This window comes from Thioalkalivibrio sp. AKL8 (genome assembly GCF_000380525.1).
Taxonomy (GTDB): Bacteria; Pseudomonadota; Gammaproteobacteria; order Ectothiorhodospirales; family Ectothiorhodospiraceae; genus Thioalkalivibrio; species Thioalkalivibrio versutus.
This window is the reverse complement of sequence record NZ_AQYF01000007.1, coordinates 122,296-138,260: the sequence shown is the minus strand read 5'-3', so window position 1 is coordinate 138,260 and position 15,965 is coordinate 122,296. Positions and strand designations below refer to the sequence as shown.

The 15,965-nt window shown below is 66.5% G+C and carries 15 protein-coding genes; 1 reads left to right on the top strand and 14 read right to left on the bottom strand.

Annotation, left to right across the window (positions count from 1 at the left end; translation table 11 throughout):
* Positions 1–43: 43 nt before the first annotated feature.
* Positions 44–2,383 carry a S8 family serine peptidase gene (locus G335_RS0106340; RefSeq protein ID WP_018176211.1) on the bottom strand — a complete coding sequence of 780 codons (2,340 nt, stop codon included), beginning with the start codon at positions 2,381–2,383 and terminating at the stop codon, positions 44–46.
* A 481-nt stretch (positions 2,384–2,864) separates the two neighbouring features.
* On the opposite strand from G335_RS0106340, the gene G335_RS0106335 reads away from it, so the two are divergent.
* A complete protein-coding gene (locus G335_RS0106335; RefSeq protein WP_018176210.1) occupies positions 2,865–3,641 on the top strand; it encodes a hypothetical protein in 777 nt (258 codons plus the stop codon).
* A gap of 337 nt (positions 3,642–3,978) precedes the next feature.
* Here G335_RS0106335 and G335_RS0106330 read toward each other — a convergent pair whose 3' ends face one another.
* From G335_RS0106330 to gspC, 13 genes are read right to left on the bottom strand one after another with little or no spacing between them, the layout of a single operon-like run.
* Positions 3,979–4,674 (bottom strand): outer membrane protein assembly factor BamD, encoded by a 696-nt coding sequence (locus G335_RS0106330; RefSeq protein WP_018176209.1) that lies wholly within the window; start codon positions 4,672–4,674, stop codon positions 3,979–3,981.
* On the bottom strand, positions 4,671–5,489 hold the full coding sequence (gene gspN, locus G335_RS13530) for a type II secretion system protein N (protein ID WP_018176208.1): 819 nt from the start codon (positions 5,487–5,489) through the stop codon (positions 4,671–4,673). Before gspN ends, G335_RS0106330 begins: the two co-directional genes overlap by 4 nt.
* A 1-nt stretch (position 5,490) precedes the next feature.
* Positions 5,491–5,985 carry a type II secretion system protein GspM gene (gene gspM, locus G335_RS0106315; RefSeq protein ID WP_018176207.1) on the bottom strand — a complete coding sequence of 165 codons (495 nt, stop codon included), beginning with the start codon at positions 5,983–5,985 and terminating at the stop codon, positions 5,491–5,493.
* Positions 5,982–7,280, bottom strand: coding sequence for a type II secretion system protein GspL (gene gspL / locus G335_RS0106310; RefSeq protein WP_018176206.1), 1,299 nt, complete (start codon positions 7,278–7,280; stop codon positions 5,982–5,984). The genes gspM and gspL overlap by 4 nt, the downstream gene beginning before the upstream one ends.
* Positions 7,281–7,328: 48 nt before the next feature.
* Positions 7,329–8,129, bottom strand: coding sequence for a general secretion pathway protein GspK (locus G335_RS0106305; RefSeq protein ID WP_018176205.1), 801 nt, complete (start codon positions 8,127–8,129; stop codon positions 7,329–7,331).
* Positions 8,126–8,812 carry a type II secretion system minor pseudopilin GspJ gene (gene gspJ, locus G335_RS0106300; RefSeq protein ID WP_026304774.1) on the bottom strand — a complete coding sequence of 229 codons (687 nt, stop codon included), beginning with the start codon at positions 8,810–8,812 and terminating at the stop codon, positions 8,126–8,128. The genes G335_RS0106305 and gspJ overlap by 4 nt, the downstream gene beginning before the upstream one ends.
* The gene (gene gspI / locus G335_RS0106295) at positions 8,799–9,191 is read right to left on the bottom strand and encodes a type II secretion system minor pseudopilin GspI (RefSeq protein ID WP_018176203.1); all 393 of its coding nucleotides are present in this window, start codon (positions 9,189–9,191) and stop codon (positions 8,799–8,801) included. The genes gspJ and gspI overlap by 14 nt, the downstream gene beginning before the upstream one ends.
* A gap of 2 nt (positions 9,192–9,193) precedes the next feature.
* Entirely contained in the window at positions 9,194–9,766 is a 573-nt protein-coding gene (locus tag G335_RS0106290; protein ID WP_018176202.1) for a Tfp pilus assembly protein FimT/FimU, read from the bottom strand.
* 8 nt (positions 9,767–9,774) lie between these two features.
* The gene (gene gspG, locus G335_RS0106285; RefSeq protein ID WP_018176201.1) at positions 9,775–10,245 is read right to left on the bottom strand and encodes a type II secretion system major pseudopilin GspG; all 471 of its coding nucleotides are present in this window, start codon (positions 10,243–10,245) and stop codon (positions 9,775–9,777) included.
* 2 nt (positions 10,246–10,247) lie between these two features.
* Complete coding sequence (gene gspF, locus G335_RS0106280) at positions 10,248–11,477, bottom strand: type II secretion system inner membrane protein GspF (protein WP_018176200.1); 1,230 nt, start codon at positions 11,475–11,477, stop codon at positions 10,248–10,250.
* A gap of 4 nt (positions 11,478–11,481) precedes the next feature.
* Positions 11,482–13,038 (bottom strand): type II secretion system ATPase GspE, encoded by a 1,557-nt coding sequence (gene gspE / locus G335_RS0106275; RefSeq protein WP_018176199.1) that lies wholly within the window; start codon positions 13,036–13,038, stop codon positions 11,482–11,484.
* Positions 13,039–14,958: a type II secretion system secretin GspD gene (gene gspD / locus G335_RS0106270; RefSeq protein ID WP_018144562.1), complete on the bottom strand. Its 1,920-nt coding sequence runs from the start codon at positions 14,956–14,958 to the stop codon at positions 13,039–13,041.
* Entirely contained in the window at positions 14,955–15,818 is an 864-nt protein-coding gene (gspC, locus tag G335_RS0106265; RefSeq protein ID WP_018176198.1) for a type II secretion system protein GspC, read from the bottom strand. Before gspC ends, gspD begins: the two co-directional genes overlap by 4 nt.
* Positions 15,819–15,965 lie beyond the last annotated feature (147 nt).

The window sequence follows — 15,965 nt, the reverse complement described above, 5'->3', positions numbered from 1 at the left end:
GAGGCCCGGTGATCCAGTTCACCCCAGGCGCTGGCCAACGGGGCTACAGGGCAAAACCACCGTCTGTGAACGGCCGCCAGGCGATTCCGAAGTCGAGTCCGGTACGGTCGCGATCCACCCGGAAGGTCTCGCGGGCTCCATATTGAGGCCAGGCTCCGCAGGCCTCGGCGCCGGCACAAATCCGGTCATCGCCCGCGATGTTGGTGCCGGCGACCACGCGATAATCCCCGGCGGGCACCCCTTCGAAGCGATAGCGGTAGGTCCCGAACTCGGGTTCCAGGGCCGTTTGCGCCACGACGCGATCGTCGCGGTCGAGCAGGAGTACGTAGACCCGTCCCACGGTATCGCTTTGCGGGTCGCGCTCGGCGACCCGGATGCCGACCGGAATGTCGCGCGGGTCGCCGTTGTCGGCGGTGATGCGCAAGCGAGACTCGTAGTCGCCCGGGCTCAGGGCATCGCGCTGCCCGTAGGCGAGATAAAGCCCCAGACCGTCGTCGGTGACCTCGTGTGGTTCCACGGTCAGCCAGGTCGCGGGCGTGGCGATGTCTTCAATCTGCAGGGTGCCATCGCCCCCGTTGCGCAGGCGCAGATCCAGGCCCGTTCCGGTGAAGCCGAAGTTCAGGCTTTGTGGGGTTACCGAGATCCGGGGTGCCAGCTCTTCCGAGCCGGCCCGGGCCGCGATCTCCTGGACCGCCTGATGCGCGTCGATCTCGCCCCAGCCGGTTTCCGGGTCCCACCCGGCAGGTCCCAGGTCCCGGGTGAGCCGGCCCGATTCGAGCAGCTCCAGCAGCAATCCCGGGGAGAGTCCCGGATTCACCGCGCGGCCCAGCGCAAGGACACCGGAAACAACGGCTGTGGACATTGAAGTGCCCTGAAGGAATGCGTAGTCCGATTTCCCGGGGCCGAAGGTGCTCAGGATGGCGTCTTCGGGGCGGTCGTGTCGGATGAGACCGATACCCCCGGGGGCCACCAGGTCCAGGCGAGGACCATAGTTGCTGTACCAGGCGCGTTCGGCGTTGCGGTTCGTGGCGCCCGCTGCAAGTACCGATTCGTAGGCCGCGGGATAGCCGACTGTGCCGATTCCATCGTTGCCCGAGGACGCGACCACCAGGATTCCGAGCTCGCGCACCGCCTGCAAGAGTTCATCGGCCTCCGCGCTGTAGCCGCCGCCCCCGAGGCTGAGGTTGATGATGTCGGCCGGCTTCTCGGGTACGGTGCCGGAGTCGTTCGGCAGACCCGCGGCATAGCGAATCCCCTGTAGCGTGTCGTTCAGGGTCCCGGTCCCGTTCAGCGTCCAGACGGGGAGGATGTCCACCCCCCAGGAGATGCCGGCGACGCCAAGACTGTTGTCGGTGGCCGCCCCGATAATTCCGGTGACGTGCGTACCATGCCAGGAACGCTCTTCATCACAGGTGCTGTCTGCCGGATCGCAGACAAACCGCTTTGTCGGGAAGAGTCGGTTCTCGTTCAGGTCTTCGTGCTCGCGGTAGACGCCGGTATCGATGACGGCCACGACAACCTCTTCGTCTGCTTCCTGGCCGGTGGTGATGTCCCAGGCTTCCGGCAGGTTGATGGCATCGTGGAACCATTGATCTCCCCAGTGTGGGTCGTTGGGCGTCGTCCGCAGGGGAGTCATTCGGTAGTTGGGCGATGCCGAGACGATATCCGGCTGCCCCCGCAGCGCCTTGATGACGCGCAGGGTGTCATGGCGAGCGGCGTGTTCCGGGGTGCGCCAGGCCACTGCCGGCGAGATCGAGGGCGTATGCAGGCCCAGCGTACTGATGACTGCCTCCGCATGACCCTCGGGGATGCGCCAGAGCTGCTCGCGTCCCGGCGCCCCGGAGGCCCTCTGCAGGCCCATGTCGGCCGGGGTCTTTCTCTGTGCAAAGGGACGCATCTCGTCCGCGCTGCGCACGATGATCTCGCCCGGCACAAAGTCATCCGCCACACGCAGGCTTGCCGCATGCGCGGGGTCCAGCAGCTGCGACGAGTCGAGTCGCAAATGGTACGCGGACTGGCCCGAATAGGCCGATACCCGGACATAGTAAAGCCCGGCCTCGGGTGCGACGACGCGTTCGAAACCGTCGATCCCGATGGAGGCATCCACCAGCATCCCGTCTTCATCAATCAGGTACAGGTCGAGATCGGCCCGTGCGGGATCCGGGAACTCCAGCAAGGCCTGGTCGCCGGCCTCGAACTCGGCCACGAATATGTCATCCGGGTCTCCGGCCGAGCCGAAGCGGCTGTCGGTCAGGGGGCTGGCCACAAATCCGCCGATGATGGCGGGCATGCGTACCGCTTGCGCACTGGCGAGGTCGTTGTTGCTGGAGATCCGGCTTTCCGGGTCGTTCGTATCGGAATCGACATGATGCAAGGCCTGCACCTCGATGCTCCCGGACACGACGAAACCCCCACTGGATGATCCGCCGCCCCCACCCCCGCACCCGACCGCCAGAAGCGCCGAAGACAACGCCAGTGCGATCCATGCGAAGACCTGCCGCATCGACCGCGCTGGGTCATGGCGATGCACGTCGCCATTTGATGGGCCGAATGACTGCTTCACTCCAAAGCTCCTCCGGGTCACCAGCATGTCTGGGGCATCGGCGATTTCGACGGGTGCGCTGTCCTCCAAGCCCGCTCGGCCGCCGACGCGAGAAGGAACTTGCCGCGGTCGAACAAGAATCGCAGGTCCGGGCGGTGCGGGGCCGTCAACCCTTGCCCAGTTCGGTCTTTTAGTATCGGTCAAGAGTGGCTTTCCATATGGGTTCTGGCTGTTTGCGCGGCTGGTGATTGAATCCCCGGTTCTTTAGACTCGGCCAAGCCCTCACAGGCTTTATGGAAAAAATAAAAGGGAGAAGGGAAGTATGTGGAATCTGAAATCGGCAGAGGGATCTGCATGGAAGCTCGGCCTTGCGGCCGTGACAATCGCCCTGGTGGCAGGCTGCGGAGGGTCGTCCGGTGGTGGCGGTTCTTCAAGCGGGAGCGATGAAGTCGATGAACAGGAACAAGCGTCTGCAGAAGGCATCTGGCGTGGCACCTTCACCGAAGAAGGCGTTGGGACGTTCGATGCCCAAGGACTTTTCTACGACGGCCGGGTGTTTGCGATCAGCGAGGACGCGGAGGTCATTTACGCTGGCGAATACTCGGTAACGGGTGAGCGGGTGGATGCCGATGTCCGTGCTTACGGAATCAACGGCTGGTACTTTGCGGATGCGGTGCTGGAAGGCACGGTGACGACGTCAGAATCCATGAGTCTGGGGTTCGAAACCTCACTGGACACCGAGGGTACGGTTTCCCTTGAATACGACACCCAGTACGACCGGCCTTCGGATACGGCCATGATCGAAGGTATGTGGCGCTATGACGAATCAGGATACGAAGCGATCGTCACTATCGATGGTTTGGGCGACTTCTCGGCCCAAGACACTGAGGGGTGTTTCTATTCTGGAGGGGCGCGGTCCCTGAATCCGGACAAGAATCTCTACTCGGTCGATATGACGGTTGAGCTGTGTGGCAATCTGAATGGTGACTACACTGGCTTTGCGGCCTTGCTGGACGAGCCGGGCATGGGCGAGATTCTGCAGATCGTAGTCTCCAACCAAGACGCCATTGTCTTCCGGCCCTTGCAGCCAGTGGACTGATATTGGCTAACTCAGGGGGCTGGCGTCGCGTGTTCAGCTGAATCGTCTCGGCAGATCCTCCACAGGGGCCCGAATCCAGATGGATTTGGGCCCCTTTTGTTGTCCGGGGAGGGAAGGGCTTACCAGAGATCGACTATCGGTCACGACGATACCCGGTGCGGCCGGTTTCGCCATTCTGATGGGCCACATGCGGTTGTATCGCCCGGGGAGCAGGCGACTCTTTCTTGCTCGTCGCAACGAGGCGAGAGACAACACCGCATGATGGAGCGGCCGGTTACCGCCGTTGGCGGTGAACCCGACGGACCATGCCGGCTGTCAGGGGGTGTCGCTTGGCCGGTCAGGTCCCGGAGTCGTCTTCGCCGGCGTCACGCGCCTCGAGTCTCTCGGCGGCGGTTTGCGCAGCGGTGGTACCCGGGTAATAGTCGCGCACGTACTCGATTCGTGCGCGGGCCTCGTCTGCGTGTCCTGCCGCGGCGGATCGGTCGGCGATCTCCAGTTCGATGTCGGCCAGGTTCTCGCGCAGGCGGGCCAGGCGCGGGGCAATGGACTCCGCGTACTCCGACATGGGGTAGTCGTTGAGGAAGGCGGCCAGCTGGAGGAAGACCTGGCGGCCCTGTTCGCTGCGTTGTTTGGGTGGCGCGGACGAGGCCCGGTTCCACGTTCCCAGATGCGCCAGGGCACCGAGATACGCGGCGTAGTCGATATCCGGATGATCCGGGTTCTCCTGGCGGATGGTATCGGTGAGGTTGCGGGTGCGCGCGAATTCCCCGCGCTGCAGGCATACCCGGGCGACCGACAGGCGGACGTCGACCGAGGCGGGTGCGTCGGCTGTATCCAGCGCACTGTAGGCCGCACGGCAGTCCCCGCGTTCCAGGGCATAGCGGATATCCTCTGGCGGGGGCTGGGACCCGTTTGGCGGGGTGGTGGCACAACCCGCCAGCATCAGGCCGAACAGTATGCCGGCCGTCAGCGTGGCGGCCGGGGTCGCAGGCCGGAACCGGCGGGTCGTTATCGGGTTTCGTTCGGGTGTCACGGGGCTGATCCTGCGGTCCATAGATACCGTCCCTGATCGTCACGGCGAAGATTGTTTTCGAGTAGGCGCTGGATGGCGGCATCGGCGTGGGCGCGCGGGTCCAGCAAAACCCGCGCATCCATGCCCGGGGGATCCGTACGCAGGTCCAGGCGAATCGTGCCGGTGATTCCCAGTTCGGCATCCGGGGCGGCATCCAGGTCGATCCCCAAGCGCTGGTCCTCTTCGCGCAGGGTGGCGCGTTGCTCGCCCAGGGGCAAGGGACGGGGGAGTCCCGCGGCCGCTTCCTGCCAGTTGACCCGCCCCGAGGCCTGTTCCACCGTTCCGTTCCGATGGATCCGGAGGTGCAGTCCGCTGGTCTGCAGCTGGCCGTCCAGAACGAGGGGGATGCCCGTGTCCCACTGATGCAAGGCAGCAGCGGGCAGGGTCCCTTCGAGCCCGGAGAGCTGTACGCTGTCGAGCCCGAGCCGCAGTCGTCCACGGAGTTCGCCGCCGCCGGGTGGGGCCCAGAGGATGTCGGCGCCCAGCCCCCCGCGCAGAAGCTCGCCGGGGCGCACATCCCAGTGCAGACGGCCCATCGGCCCCACCGGTGATTGAACCCCCTCGACGCTACCCTGCCAGAGCGAACCGTGCACCCGTTCCCAGGTGATTGTGTCCGGCAAACCGGCCCACCGCTCGGCACCCGCCAGTGCGACCGAGGCGGGCGCGCGCACGATCAGCGCAAGTAGCAGGGCGAGAACAAAAAACGCCCCCAGCGAGAACCATGCAGGGCGATCCCGGTGGCGTTCATCGGCGCGGTTGTCGGAGGCGATGGTCACGCTACGACTCGCGGGTCAGAAAGAGTTCGGCATTGATGCGCCCCGGCTCGACGACGCGTTCCAGCAAGATGCGTTCGGGCACGACACCGTCTTCTTGTTCCAGTTCGCCGAGCCAGCGCATCAGATCGCTGTAGGGCACCCCTTCGAGGTGCAGGGTGACGCCGGTCTCGCCTGGGCGGGCGCGCGCCAGGTGCTCGCCCAGGCCGAAGGCCCGCGCGGAGGCATCCACGTGGGCGATCAGCGAGCGGCCTTCAAGGTGCGGTCGCTGATTGTCCTGTGTCGGTTCGCGACTGCGGGCGGCCGCGACCTCGGGGGCATTGGCTTGCATCCAGGCCAACTCCGCGCGCGCCTCGGCGAGCCGGTCGCGGGACTGTTCCCGGCTTTCCAGCAGGGGCTCGACGACGCCCAGGAACACCACCGCGATCAGCAGGACCAAACCGCCTGCCAGCAGGATCCGTTGTTCGCGCGTCTGCAGGGCGCCCCAGTAGGCCTTCATGGTTCCTGCTCGATGGTCATGCGTGCCCGGACACCCTGCTCGCCGGTTTCGGCCGAGACGATCCGCACACGCGCGGACATGGCCTCGCGCAGGGCCTCGCGCAACTGTTCCAGTTCCGCGATTCCGCTGCCTTCCAGTTCGAGCTCGAGGCGATCCGGGTCGCCCCGCAGACGTTGCAGGGTCAGGTCGCGTGGGGCGAGGCCCTCCATGATGCTGGCAAGGGCTTCGCCGAGGGGGTTGTGTACGGTCGGGGTCGCCGCGCCTGGCTCGGCCTGTCCCAGCAGGCTCTCGAACTGGCCCACGGGGTCGACCATGCGGGCCTGCGGCAGGGTTTCCTCGAACAGGGCCGCGATGTCCCGTTCGGTCGCCCGGTACTCCCGCTCGAGCTGCCAGGCCTCCAGCCACACGGACCCAAGCCAGACTACGGCCAGCATGAGCGCCAGTGCCGCCGGTGCGCGCCATGGTGCGGGAAGGGCGCCGAGCGAGGTCGGGCTTTCGGCGGAGGATGCGAAGTCGAAGGCTAGTGCAGTCCGTACGGCGCGCTGTAGATCGGATGGCGGCAGGCTCCCCGATTGCACCCCGGCCAGCAGGAGTTCGAGGACGTCGCCGGACCATTCGGGTGGGGGCTGGAGGGGTGCGCGTGGGTCGGGTTCGGCGGACGGATCCACCACATGAACCGCGGCCTGGGGAGACTGCGTTTCGTCGGCGCTGGTGTCATCGGAGGCCGTGGTGGCGGCGGAGCGTTGCTGCAACCACCAGCTGGCGACTTCCCGGGGCATCGCGAGGGGTTCGGCCTCGGGCGAAAGCACGATGCTGCGTTGCGTTCCCGAGAGCAGGAAGATCTGATCGCCCGGGTCCAGGCTTCGCAGCAGTGCAAGGTCCGGGATCATGTGCGATACGCGGATGCCGTGCTCGCGAAGCCAGTCTTCCCAGCGCTCCAGGTCCCGATGCGCCACCACGCCGGCCAGGGTCTCGCTACCGTGGCGAGGGCCGGCAATGATCCGGAGCTGTTCCAGGTCCTCGCTGAGACGCTCCTCCAGGGCGAACGGAAGCGCGCGGCGACGCACGCGGCCCGACTTCCCGGGCACGAACACCCGATGGAGAGGGGCGCGTTCCCCGGGGAGCAGCGCAACCGCATGGTCGTCCGCGGCGAGCAGGGCGCGCAGCTCGTCCGGTGCCGCCTCGCCCTGATCCGCGAGCGCGCCGTTCCTGCGCAGCCGCAGCCAGCGCAGCCGAAGCGGCGTGTCCGCGCCCAGCATCTCGGGTTCTGGCAGCTGGAAGAGGAACCAGTTCATGCGGGGTCCGGTGAGTGAAAGGCGTCTGCAGGCATCCGGCTTTCTTGTTCAGGGTTCGCAGGGGGCGTGTTCGCGAATAATGGTACTCCCGTTGGGGCCATCGAGGATCGCGCAGTGAAAATAATCCCGTCCGGCGATGCGGACAACCAGTTGTAGACGGAAATAGCGAATGTCGCGGCTCTGTTCGGTCGCCTGACCCAGCGCCGCGGTGGTGACGGGGTCCGGGGCGCGTTCCATGTCGATGGCGTTGTCCGTGCCCGGCCGGGCCACGACCCAGGGCGCCAGTGCCTGCCAGAGGTCCGGATCGAACCCGTGTACCTGAAGCAACTCCGACGCGAGGCGCATCGGGCGGTTGCCGCTGAGTCGGGGCGGTTCCAGGCCGCGGTATACCGGGTCGTCCGTTTCCGGGTTCATCCAGTCATGTACGGCGACCGCCAGGCGCTGGGCGTTACCCGACTGACCCTCGGTTGCCGCGAGGGCGTGCTCGATCAGGCCGGCGAAGGCCTCAAGGGGTGGGTCATCGGCGCGCCCGAGGCTGTTGAGGTTGAAGCGGCAGTGAAGGTTCTCCAGGCGGGCGCGCACGCCGACACCCTCCAACTCCAGTGGCAATGTCGGAGACGCGCAGCCGTCCCACGGCAGGTCGTCGTAGTTTGGCAGCCTTTCCAGCATGTGCAGGGCGACGGTTTCGGCCCCCTGGGTCAGGTGCCGCGCCCGATCCTGGTCCTGGATGGTGGCCGCGCGGAACACCTGCTGACTGTCGCGCATGGTCATGGTGACCGCCGTCACGCTGGCGATCGCGACCACCAGCAGGGCGGTGATCAGCGCGGCACCCGAATGCCGGCCCCTCACTGGGCCCCCGGCAGGGCAATGCGGCGCTCGACGGGTCCGAGTCCCGGCACGACCAGGCGGACGATCACCTGCGCCGGTCGGCGGTCGCCGCCATCCAGCGGCGGCCAGCTGTCCGTGACCTCCTGGGTGTCGCCATCGACAAAGTCGAAGCGGATCTCCAGTTCATCGCCCGTGTCCCGCGCCATCCGGCCGTTCGCCGTGGGGGTTCTCCCGGCGTGCGCGGCCCGGTCCAGAAACAGGCGCACCTGCTCGGACTCCGGCAGGGCACCGTCCAGCACCGGCCAGGTGACCCGTTCCAGCCCCCGCTCACTGACTCTCCAGGCGACCCGCGCGAGGCGGCCGTGTTCCCCGCTTCCCGCCCGTACCAGCTCCAGTTGTCGCGGGTCCGTGACCGGGCTGTAGCGCAGGGCGGGGAGGCGGTCGCCGTAGCCGTCGCGGGGGTGCAGCTCGATGCTGTGGCGCAGGTCGCGTTCCAGCACAGCCAGTGTGACCTGCAGCTCCGCCAGGCGCTGGCTCTGGGCCTGCGTGGCATGGTCCGCCATCAGCACTGCACGCAGTCCGCCGATGGCGAGCACGCCGACGGTGGCGAACACGGCCACGGCCACGAGCAGCTCCAGCAGGGTAAAGCCGCGCGAGGCGCCGAAAGAACATGACCGATGTGCCGGCACGTCAGGGCAATGCATAGCCGGTTGCCTGGACGAGAGGATGGTCGGGGTCGCCATCGAGCGGCCACACCCGGACCTCGATACGGCGAACCGCCGGCAGCTCCAGCGGGGCGTCGATGACCGTATCGGTGATCTCGATGCGGGCCTCCCATTCGCGGTCCGCGAGTGTGGACTGGATGTGCTCGGTACCGACATCGACTCGCCGCAACCCGGCCTCGTAGTCGGCGAGCAGGTTGCCGGCCACCCATCCGGCCAGCGTACGTTCCTGCAGGTAGGCGGTATTGCGTGCGTGTTCGCTGCCCGCCTTGATGAGGGCCCCGAGGGCGACGCCGAGCACCACCAGGGCAATCAGGACCTCGAGGAGCGTGAATCCGCGCCGTGTGCCGCGTGCCAGCATGGCTAGTTGGGCTGTCCCGGATGGGCCATCAGCAAGTGACGTGGCTCGCCGCGTGCCGGTGGCGGGTGTTCGAAGGCCTGGATGGGTTGACCCCGTTCGACCCGGAGTACGAGACCGCTTTGCCCGTCGGGGTGTTCCAGCACCAATTCAAAGGGTTCGATGTCGCCGCTATTGCTGATGGCGATGCGGTTATGTTCCGGCCCTTCGCGGAGGCTGCTTCGCCGCCCGTCCACGTAAAGCCGTGGTTGCAGCCCGTGCTGCCGGAAGTCCCGCGGACCCAGCGGCCCCCGCTCGATCGGTGTCCAGGTGACCTGGGCATCGTCGATCCACTGGCGCTCCAGAATGACCAGCCCCTCCGTGCCAATACCGATGGACAGCGCCTGGCCGGTCAACAGGGTGTGTTCCCGGGCGAGCTCAATCTGGCCAGCCAGCTGGCGGGCGGTCTGTTCGAGGCTCCGACTGCCCAGCTGGCTCATGGACAGCACGCCGATGCTGGCCACCACGCCGATCACGAACATCACGACCAGCAGTTCGATCAGGGTAAAGCCGGTGGGGCGTGCGCGGCGGGTCGCCATTGGCGTCCTCAGAACTCGTCCATGTTCCAGTTGCCGATTTCGCCCTCGATCCCCTCGCCACCGCGGCGTCCGTTGGCGCCATAGCTGAAGACGTCAAAGTCGCCATGTCGCCCGGGGTGCAGGTACTGGTACGGGTTGCCCCAGGGGTCGCTTGGCAGGCGGTCCATGTAGCCGCCCTGGCGGTACTGGGGGGCTTCCGGGCCGCTGCGCGGGCGTTCCACCAGCGCATCCAGTCCCTGGTCGGTGGTGGGATATCGGGAAGTATCCAGACGGTAGAGATTCAGAGCAGTTTCAATGGTGCGGATATCCTGCTTGACCTTGGTGATCCGGGCGTCGTCCGGGCGGTCCATCACGCGAGGGACCACGATCGCCGCGAGGATGCCGAGGATGACCACCACCACCATGATCTCGATCAGGGTGAAACCCCGGGCACCGCGGAATCCGGTACGCGCAAGGCAGGCAGAGCGGGGTTCTTGCATGTTCAATTCACCAGCTGGTTGAGTTCGAAGATCGGGAGCAGGATGGCGAGGACGATGACCAGGACGATGCCGCCCATGGTCAGGATCAGCAAGGGTTCGAACAGGCCCATGCTGATACTGATACGGGATTCGACCTCCTGTTCCTGGGTCTCGGCGGCCCGTTCCAGCATCTCGGTGAGCCGTCCGCTGGACTCGCCGCTACGGATCAAGTGTACGGTGATCGGCGGGAAGTATCCCGTCTCTTCCAGGGCCTGACCGATGCTGCGGCCCTCGCGGATTCGCAGCGAGGCATCCTCCACTGCGGCGCGCATGGGGCGGCTGTCGATGACCTCGGCGCCGGTTCGCAGCGCATCCAGGAGTGACACCCCGCTGGCGGACAGGATGCTGAGGGTGCGTGCAAACCGGGCCGTGTTGAGCCCCCGGACCAGGCGCCCCACGAGCGGGAGGCGCAGGACCAGCCGGTCGAAGCGCATGCGCGGCCCGGGTTTGCGCAGCCAGTGGGCCAGCAGCGCCACGAGCACGCCCAGGGCGATTAGCGCGTACAGACCATAGGTTCGCAACAGATCACTGGTGCTGATCAGCATGCGGGTCAGGGTAGGCAGCTGCTGGTCCAGGCCCTCGAAGACCTGGACCACTTCGGGTACGACATAGACAACCAGGCCCACGGTCACGCCCAGGGCCACTAGGGTCAGGATGACCGGATAGATCAGGGCGAGCATGACCTTTTGCCGCAACGCGTGGCGATTCTCGAGGTAGTCGGCCAGACGCTCCAGTACCAGGTGCAGATGCCCGGAGGCCTCGCCGGCCGAGACGGTGCTGCGGTAGATCTCGGGAAACGCGCGCGGAAATGCGCCCAGCGCCTGGGCCAGCGAGTGCCCCTCCATGACCCGGGTACGCACGGCACTCAGGATGTTGCGCACCTTCTGCTTTTCGGACTGGCGTGCGACGGTCGCCAGCCATTCCTCCACCGGCAGGCCGGCGCGCGCAAGCGTGGCCATCTGACGTGTCGCGAGCGCGAGGTCGAGGGCGCCGATGCCGCCGGCCCCGCCGCGTCCCGAGTGGGTCCGGGTACCCCGGGTGGCGGCCGAGGATTCGCCGATTTCGAGCAGATCCAGTGGGGTCAGGCCTTCGCTGCGCAACTGGGACCGGACGCTGCGGGCGGTATCCCCCTCGGTCACGCCCTTGTGCGTTCGGCCGGCTGCGTCCAGCGCCTGGTATTCGAAGGCGGGCATGGCCCTAGCCCGCCTCGGTGACGCGCAGCATTTCCTCGAGGCTGGTCGTGCCGTCGAGCACGCGCCGGCAGGCATCCGCGCGGAGACTCACGCTGTTCTCGCGCGCGGCCCGGACCATGGCCTGTTCGCTGGCATTGTCATGAATGAGTGTGCGCAGGCGTTCGTTCACCTCCACCAGCTCATAGATGCCGGTCCGGCCCCGATAGCCGAGTTCGTTGCAGCTCGGGCAGCCGCGTGCACGGTAGAGCGTGGGGTGTGCCGTGGAGGCTACGCCCAGCAGTTCGCATTCCCGTGGCGATGCCGGGTGGGGTTCACGGCAGTCCTTGCACAGGACCCGTACCAGCCGCTGGGCGAGAATCCCGTTCAGGGTCGACGAGAGCAGGAACGGCTCCACGCCCATGTCCCGCAGGCGCGTGATGGCCCCGATCGCGGAGTTGGTGTGCAGGGTGGAAAACACCAGGTGACCGGTCAGGCTCGCCTGCACCGCGATCTGGACGGTGTCGACGTCGCGGATCTCGCCGACCATGACGACATCCGGGTCCTGGCGCAGGATGGCTCGCAGCCCGCGGGCGAAGGTCATGTCGATACGGCTGTTGATCTGGGTCTGGCCGATCCCGTCGAGGTAGTACTCGATCGGGTCCTCGACGGTCAGGATATTGCGGCTGCGGTCATTGAGCCGGGTCAGCGCTGCGTACAGCGTTGTCGTTTTGCCCGACCCGGTCGGGCCGGTGACCAGCACGATCCCGTGCGGCCTTGTGACAATCCGTTCCAGGGTGTCACGGGTATCCGGATCCATGCCCAGGTGGGTGAGGTCGAGGCGGCCGGCCTGCTTGTCCAGCAGTCGCATCACCACGCGTTCTCCGTGGCCCGAAGGCAGGGTGGAGACGCGCACGTCCACCGCGCGGCCGGCGACCCTGAGGGAGATGCGTCCGTCCTGTGGCAGTCGCTTCTCCGCGATGTCCAGCCGTGCCATCACCTTGATGCGCGAGACGATGAGCGATGCAAGCCCCGCGGGCGGGGTCAGAATCTCGCGCAAGACGCCGTCCACACGCAGCCGGACGGCCAGGCGACTCTCGAAGGGCTCGATGTGGATGTCCGACGCGTTTTCCCGTACCGCCTCCGTCAGCAGCGCATTGATGAGCCGGATAATCGGGGCATCGTCTTCGGCCTCCAGGAGGTCCTGCGGCTCGGCGAGGGATTCCGCCACGCTCGACAGGTCGAGGTTGCCATCCAGCTCCTCCATCGATTGCATGGCCCGCGAGCTGGAGGATTCGTAGCGCTCGCGCAGCCGCTGCTCGAAGGTCTTGTCATCGACGGTTTCCAGGTTCAGCGGCTCGGGGCTGCGTCGGCGCAGTTCCAGGAGTCCTTGCGGATCGGCGTCGTGGCGCAGAAAGATCTGGCGCTTGCCCGCGACCAGATTGCCGGGCACGGCGCCGACCCGGCGCGCGAATGTGTAGCTCACGGTGAACGTACCGGTCACCGGCGTCCCGGGCGCGTTCGGGTCGTCCGGCACGAGTTCCCGGGTCGCCCCTGCGCTCATGGCCTGGGTACCCTCGGCCATTCAGTCGCGATGGCCATGGACATCTTCGAAGCTCGGCGGGAGCTGGGTCAGGCGCTCCCATTCCGGCAGGACCGGGCTTCTGCGCTGCTGGGTGCGCGCCTGCTCGCGCAGTTGCTCGCCGCGGATAAAGCTGTACTTTTCGCTGGTCAGCTCGGCGCCGCGGGCGCTGTCCCGGACGATGCGCGGGTGCAGGAACACCATCAGGTTCCGTTTCTCGGTCTGGTTGCGGTCCGCCCGGAAGAGTCGTCCAAGCCCGGGGATGCTGCCCAGCCCGGGGACGCGCGCCTCGCTGTCCGTTTGCTGTTCTTCAATCAGCCCGCCGAGCACCAGCATGTCGCCGTCATCGATCAGGACGTGGGTCTTCAGTGTCCGGGTATTGGTAATGAGATCGGCCGCGCCGGAAGTACCCGGCGCCAACTGCGAGACCTCCTGTTCGATCTCCAGGCGCACGGCATTGCCCTGGTTGATCTGAGGCCGCACACGAAGCTTCACCCCGACATCCTCGCGACGAATCGTGTCGAAGGCCTGGCCCGAATCCTCGATCGAGCGTCCGACGATGAACGGCACGTTCTGGCCGACCACGATCTCGGCTTCCTCGTTGTCCAGTGTCAGAAGGCTGGGGGTGGACAGGATGTTGCTGGAGGTGTCGCGTTGCAGCATGTTGACTAGGGCCGCGATCCGCGTGCTTCCGGTCGACCCCACGCCCCCGGCGGTCAGGCCGTCCCCGATATCCGGGGGGGAGGACACGCTCCCGTCAAGGAACCCCTCCACGCCCGCGGCGAGTTCGAGGATCCCGCGTGACCCGGGGCCGGAAAAGTTGAGGACCCCGGCACCGCTGTTTCCGATGGCGCCCCACTGCACGCCGAGGTCCTGCACGCGATCCGACGAGACCTCCGCGATGACGGCTTCGACCAGGACTTGCGCCCGGCGGATATCGAGCTGCTCCACGATGATGTCGAAGTCGCGGATGAAGTCGGAGGGGCCGTAGGTCACCACGGCGTTTGTGGACTCGTGTGCCTCGATGTGGATCCTGTTTCCGCCCTGTTCGTCGGGGCCGATATCCGGGCTCTTTTCGGCGATGTTGCGCAGCAGTTCGGCAACCTCCTCGGCCCGCGCATACTTCAGGTAGTGCACGCGTGCGTTCCCTTCTTCCATCTCGCGGTCAAGCTGGGCAATGAGCCCGCGCAGGCGCAGGCGAGACTCCTCGCGCCCGGAGAGGATGATGGCGTTGCTGCGACGATCCGCGAGGACCTGGGGTGTGGCGAGCTCTCCCGTGCCCTCCCGGGCCAGAACCTGCAGCTGCTCGGCGAGTTCCCCGGCGCGGGCGTGCCGGAGTTCAATGACCTCGAAATCGTCAGCGAATGGCAGGTCCATGCGTTCGACGAGGGCACGGATGCGATGCACGTTGCTGCGCGTATCCGAAATCAGCAGCGTGTTGGGCTCGGTGGCCGCCGCAAGATGCCCCCCTTGCGGGATCAGCGGGCGAAGGACCGGAACGAGCTGGGCGGCGGCGACATGCCGCAATGCGATCACGTGGGTGACAATGCTCCCGCCCCGTACGTCGGCGTCCGGTTCTGCCTCGATATCGAGGATTGTGGGCGTATCCTGCTTGGCCTGCGCGTCGGGCACGATGCGGGTGGACGATTCGCCCGGAATGGCTGCGAATCCGTGGATCTTGAGGATGTCGTGGAACAGATCCATCAGTTCGTCCCGAGGCACGGGGCGGCTGGAAACGACCGTGATGTTGCCGCGCACCCGTGGGTCCACGATGAAATTGGTCCCGGTTTCCTCGGACACAAGATCGATCAGGTTGCTGATGTTGGTGTCGCGAAGATTAAGCGTCAGCTCGTCCGCTGCGACGGACCCCGTTGCGCAGATCAGGGACAGTGCAAGGGCGCCAAGGCGGAGTCGAAGGCTCATTCGGTTAACTCGATGGTCAGCGGCAGGGTCTGCCCGTCACGTTCTATGGTGATGTTCACCCGGTCGGTGTTGCCGAGTCCAGCGAGGATCTGTTCGGGGTCTTCGATGTCGCGGACCTGCTGCCCCTGGATCGATGTGATGATGTCGCCTTCCTGAAGACCGGCGCGTTCGAATTCGCGCTGGTTGCGCGTCGGGGTGACCCGAATGCCCAGCAGCGCGCCATCCCGCATTACGGGCTGGGCACGCAGCGAATTCATGGCGCGCTGCGGGTCCTCGAGCCAGCGGGATCGGCTGATGTTGGCCGTGATCGGCGCTGGGGAACCGGTGGTTTGTGACGAGCGCTGATCGGTATCGGAGCGGCCGCCATCGACTCGCAGTTCGTCGCCCCGCGGGAGCCGCAGTGTCTCCAGTCGGCCTTCGCGCTCCAGGATGACCCGGTCCGCGTGTACCTGATGCAGTGTCGCCAGCTGGTTCCCGATGGTGTCGCCCACGTGGTAGAGCTCGACATTGGCCCGCCCTGCGGAAATGATCGCGCTACCGTTGCCCTGTCCGGTCGCCAGGACCCCGAGGAGCTCAAGACTCAGGCGGGTCTCCGGCGCGTTCTCGATGGCCTGTTGGCCCGCTTGCCGGGGGCTGCCGAAGGGAGTGAATTCGGCGCTTCGGGAAAACCCGGACCGAGTAGGGGCATCGGCTCCAGGAGACGGGGCGGGGCGACTGGCGGTTGCCCGTTCCGCGTGGACCGTGGTGCCCGACGGGTAGGTGTACCCCGGAACGGCGATCGACCAGACGAGACCCGCGATCAGCCATGCCGTGACCGCCAGCAGCCCGGCACTGAGGATCCAGAGCGGGAGTAAGGGCACAAGTCGGGGCGAAGGTGGCATCGTCAACGGCGTTCGCGGTTTATTCGGTTGGCTGGCCCCGGCGGTTCTCGCTAGGTCGAGTCGGATCGCGTCTTGAAATAGGGCCTGGGGGAACACGATTTAATGTACCCGTTCGCGTGGATGCCC

Excerpts from the sequence above, each read along its gene's own strand:
- gspF (WP_018176200.1), bottom strand. The coding sequence starts at position 11,477 with ATGCCCGCCTTCGAATACCAGGCGCTGGACGCAGCCGGCCGAACGCAC.
- gspJ (WP_026304774.1), bottom strand. The coding sequence starts at position 8,812 with ATGCATTGCCCTGACGTGCCGGCACATCGGTCATGTTCTTTCGGCGCC.
- gspG (WP_018176201.1), bottom strand. The coding sequence starts at position 10,245 with ATGCAAGAACCCCGCTCTGCCTGCCTTGCGCGTACCGGATTCCGCGGT.
- gspE (WP_018176199.1), bottom strand. The coding sequence starts at position 13,038 with ATGGCCGAGGGTACCCAGGCCATGAGCGCAGGGGCGACCCGGGAACTC.
- gspD (WP_018144562.1), bottom strand. The coding sequence starts at position 14,958 with ATGAGCCTTCGACTCCGCCTTGGCGCCCTTGCACTGTCCCTGATCTGC.
- gspL (WP_018176206.1), bottom strand. The coding sequence starts at position 7,280 with ATGAACTGGTTCCTCTTCCAGCTGCCAGAACCCGAGATGCTGGGCGCG.
- gspM (WP_018176207.1), bottom strand. The coding sequence starts at position 5,985 with ATGAAGGCCTACTGGGGCGCCCTGCAGACGCGCGAACAACGGATCCTG.
- gspI (WP_018176203.1), bottom strand. The coding sequence starts at position 9,191 with ATGCTGGCACGCGGCACACGGCGCGGATTCACGCTCCTCGAGGTCCTG.
- G335_RS0106335 (WP_018176210.1), top strand. The coding sequence starts at position 2,865 with ATGTGGAATCTGAAATCGGCAGAGGGATCTGCATGGAAGCTCGGCCTT.
- G335_RS0106290 (WP_018176202.1), bottom strand. The coding sequence starts at position 9,766 with ATGGCGACCCGCCGCGCACGCCCCACCGGCTTTACCCTGATCGAACTG.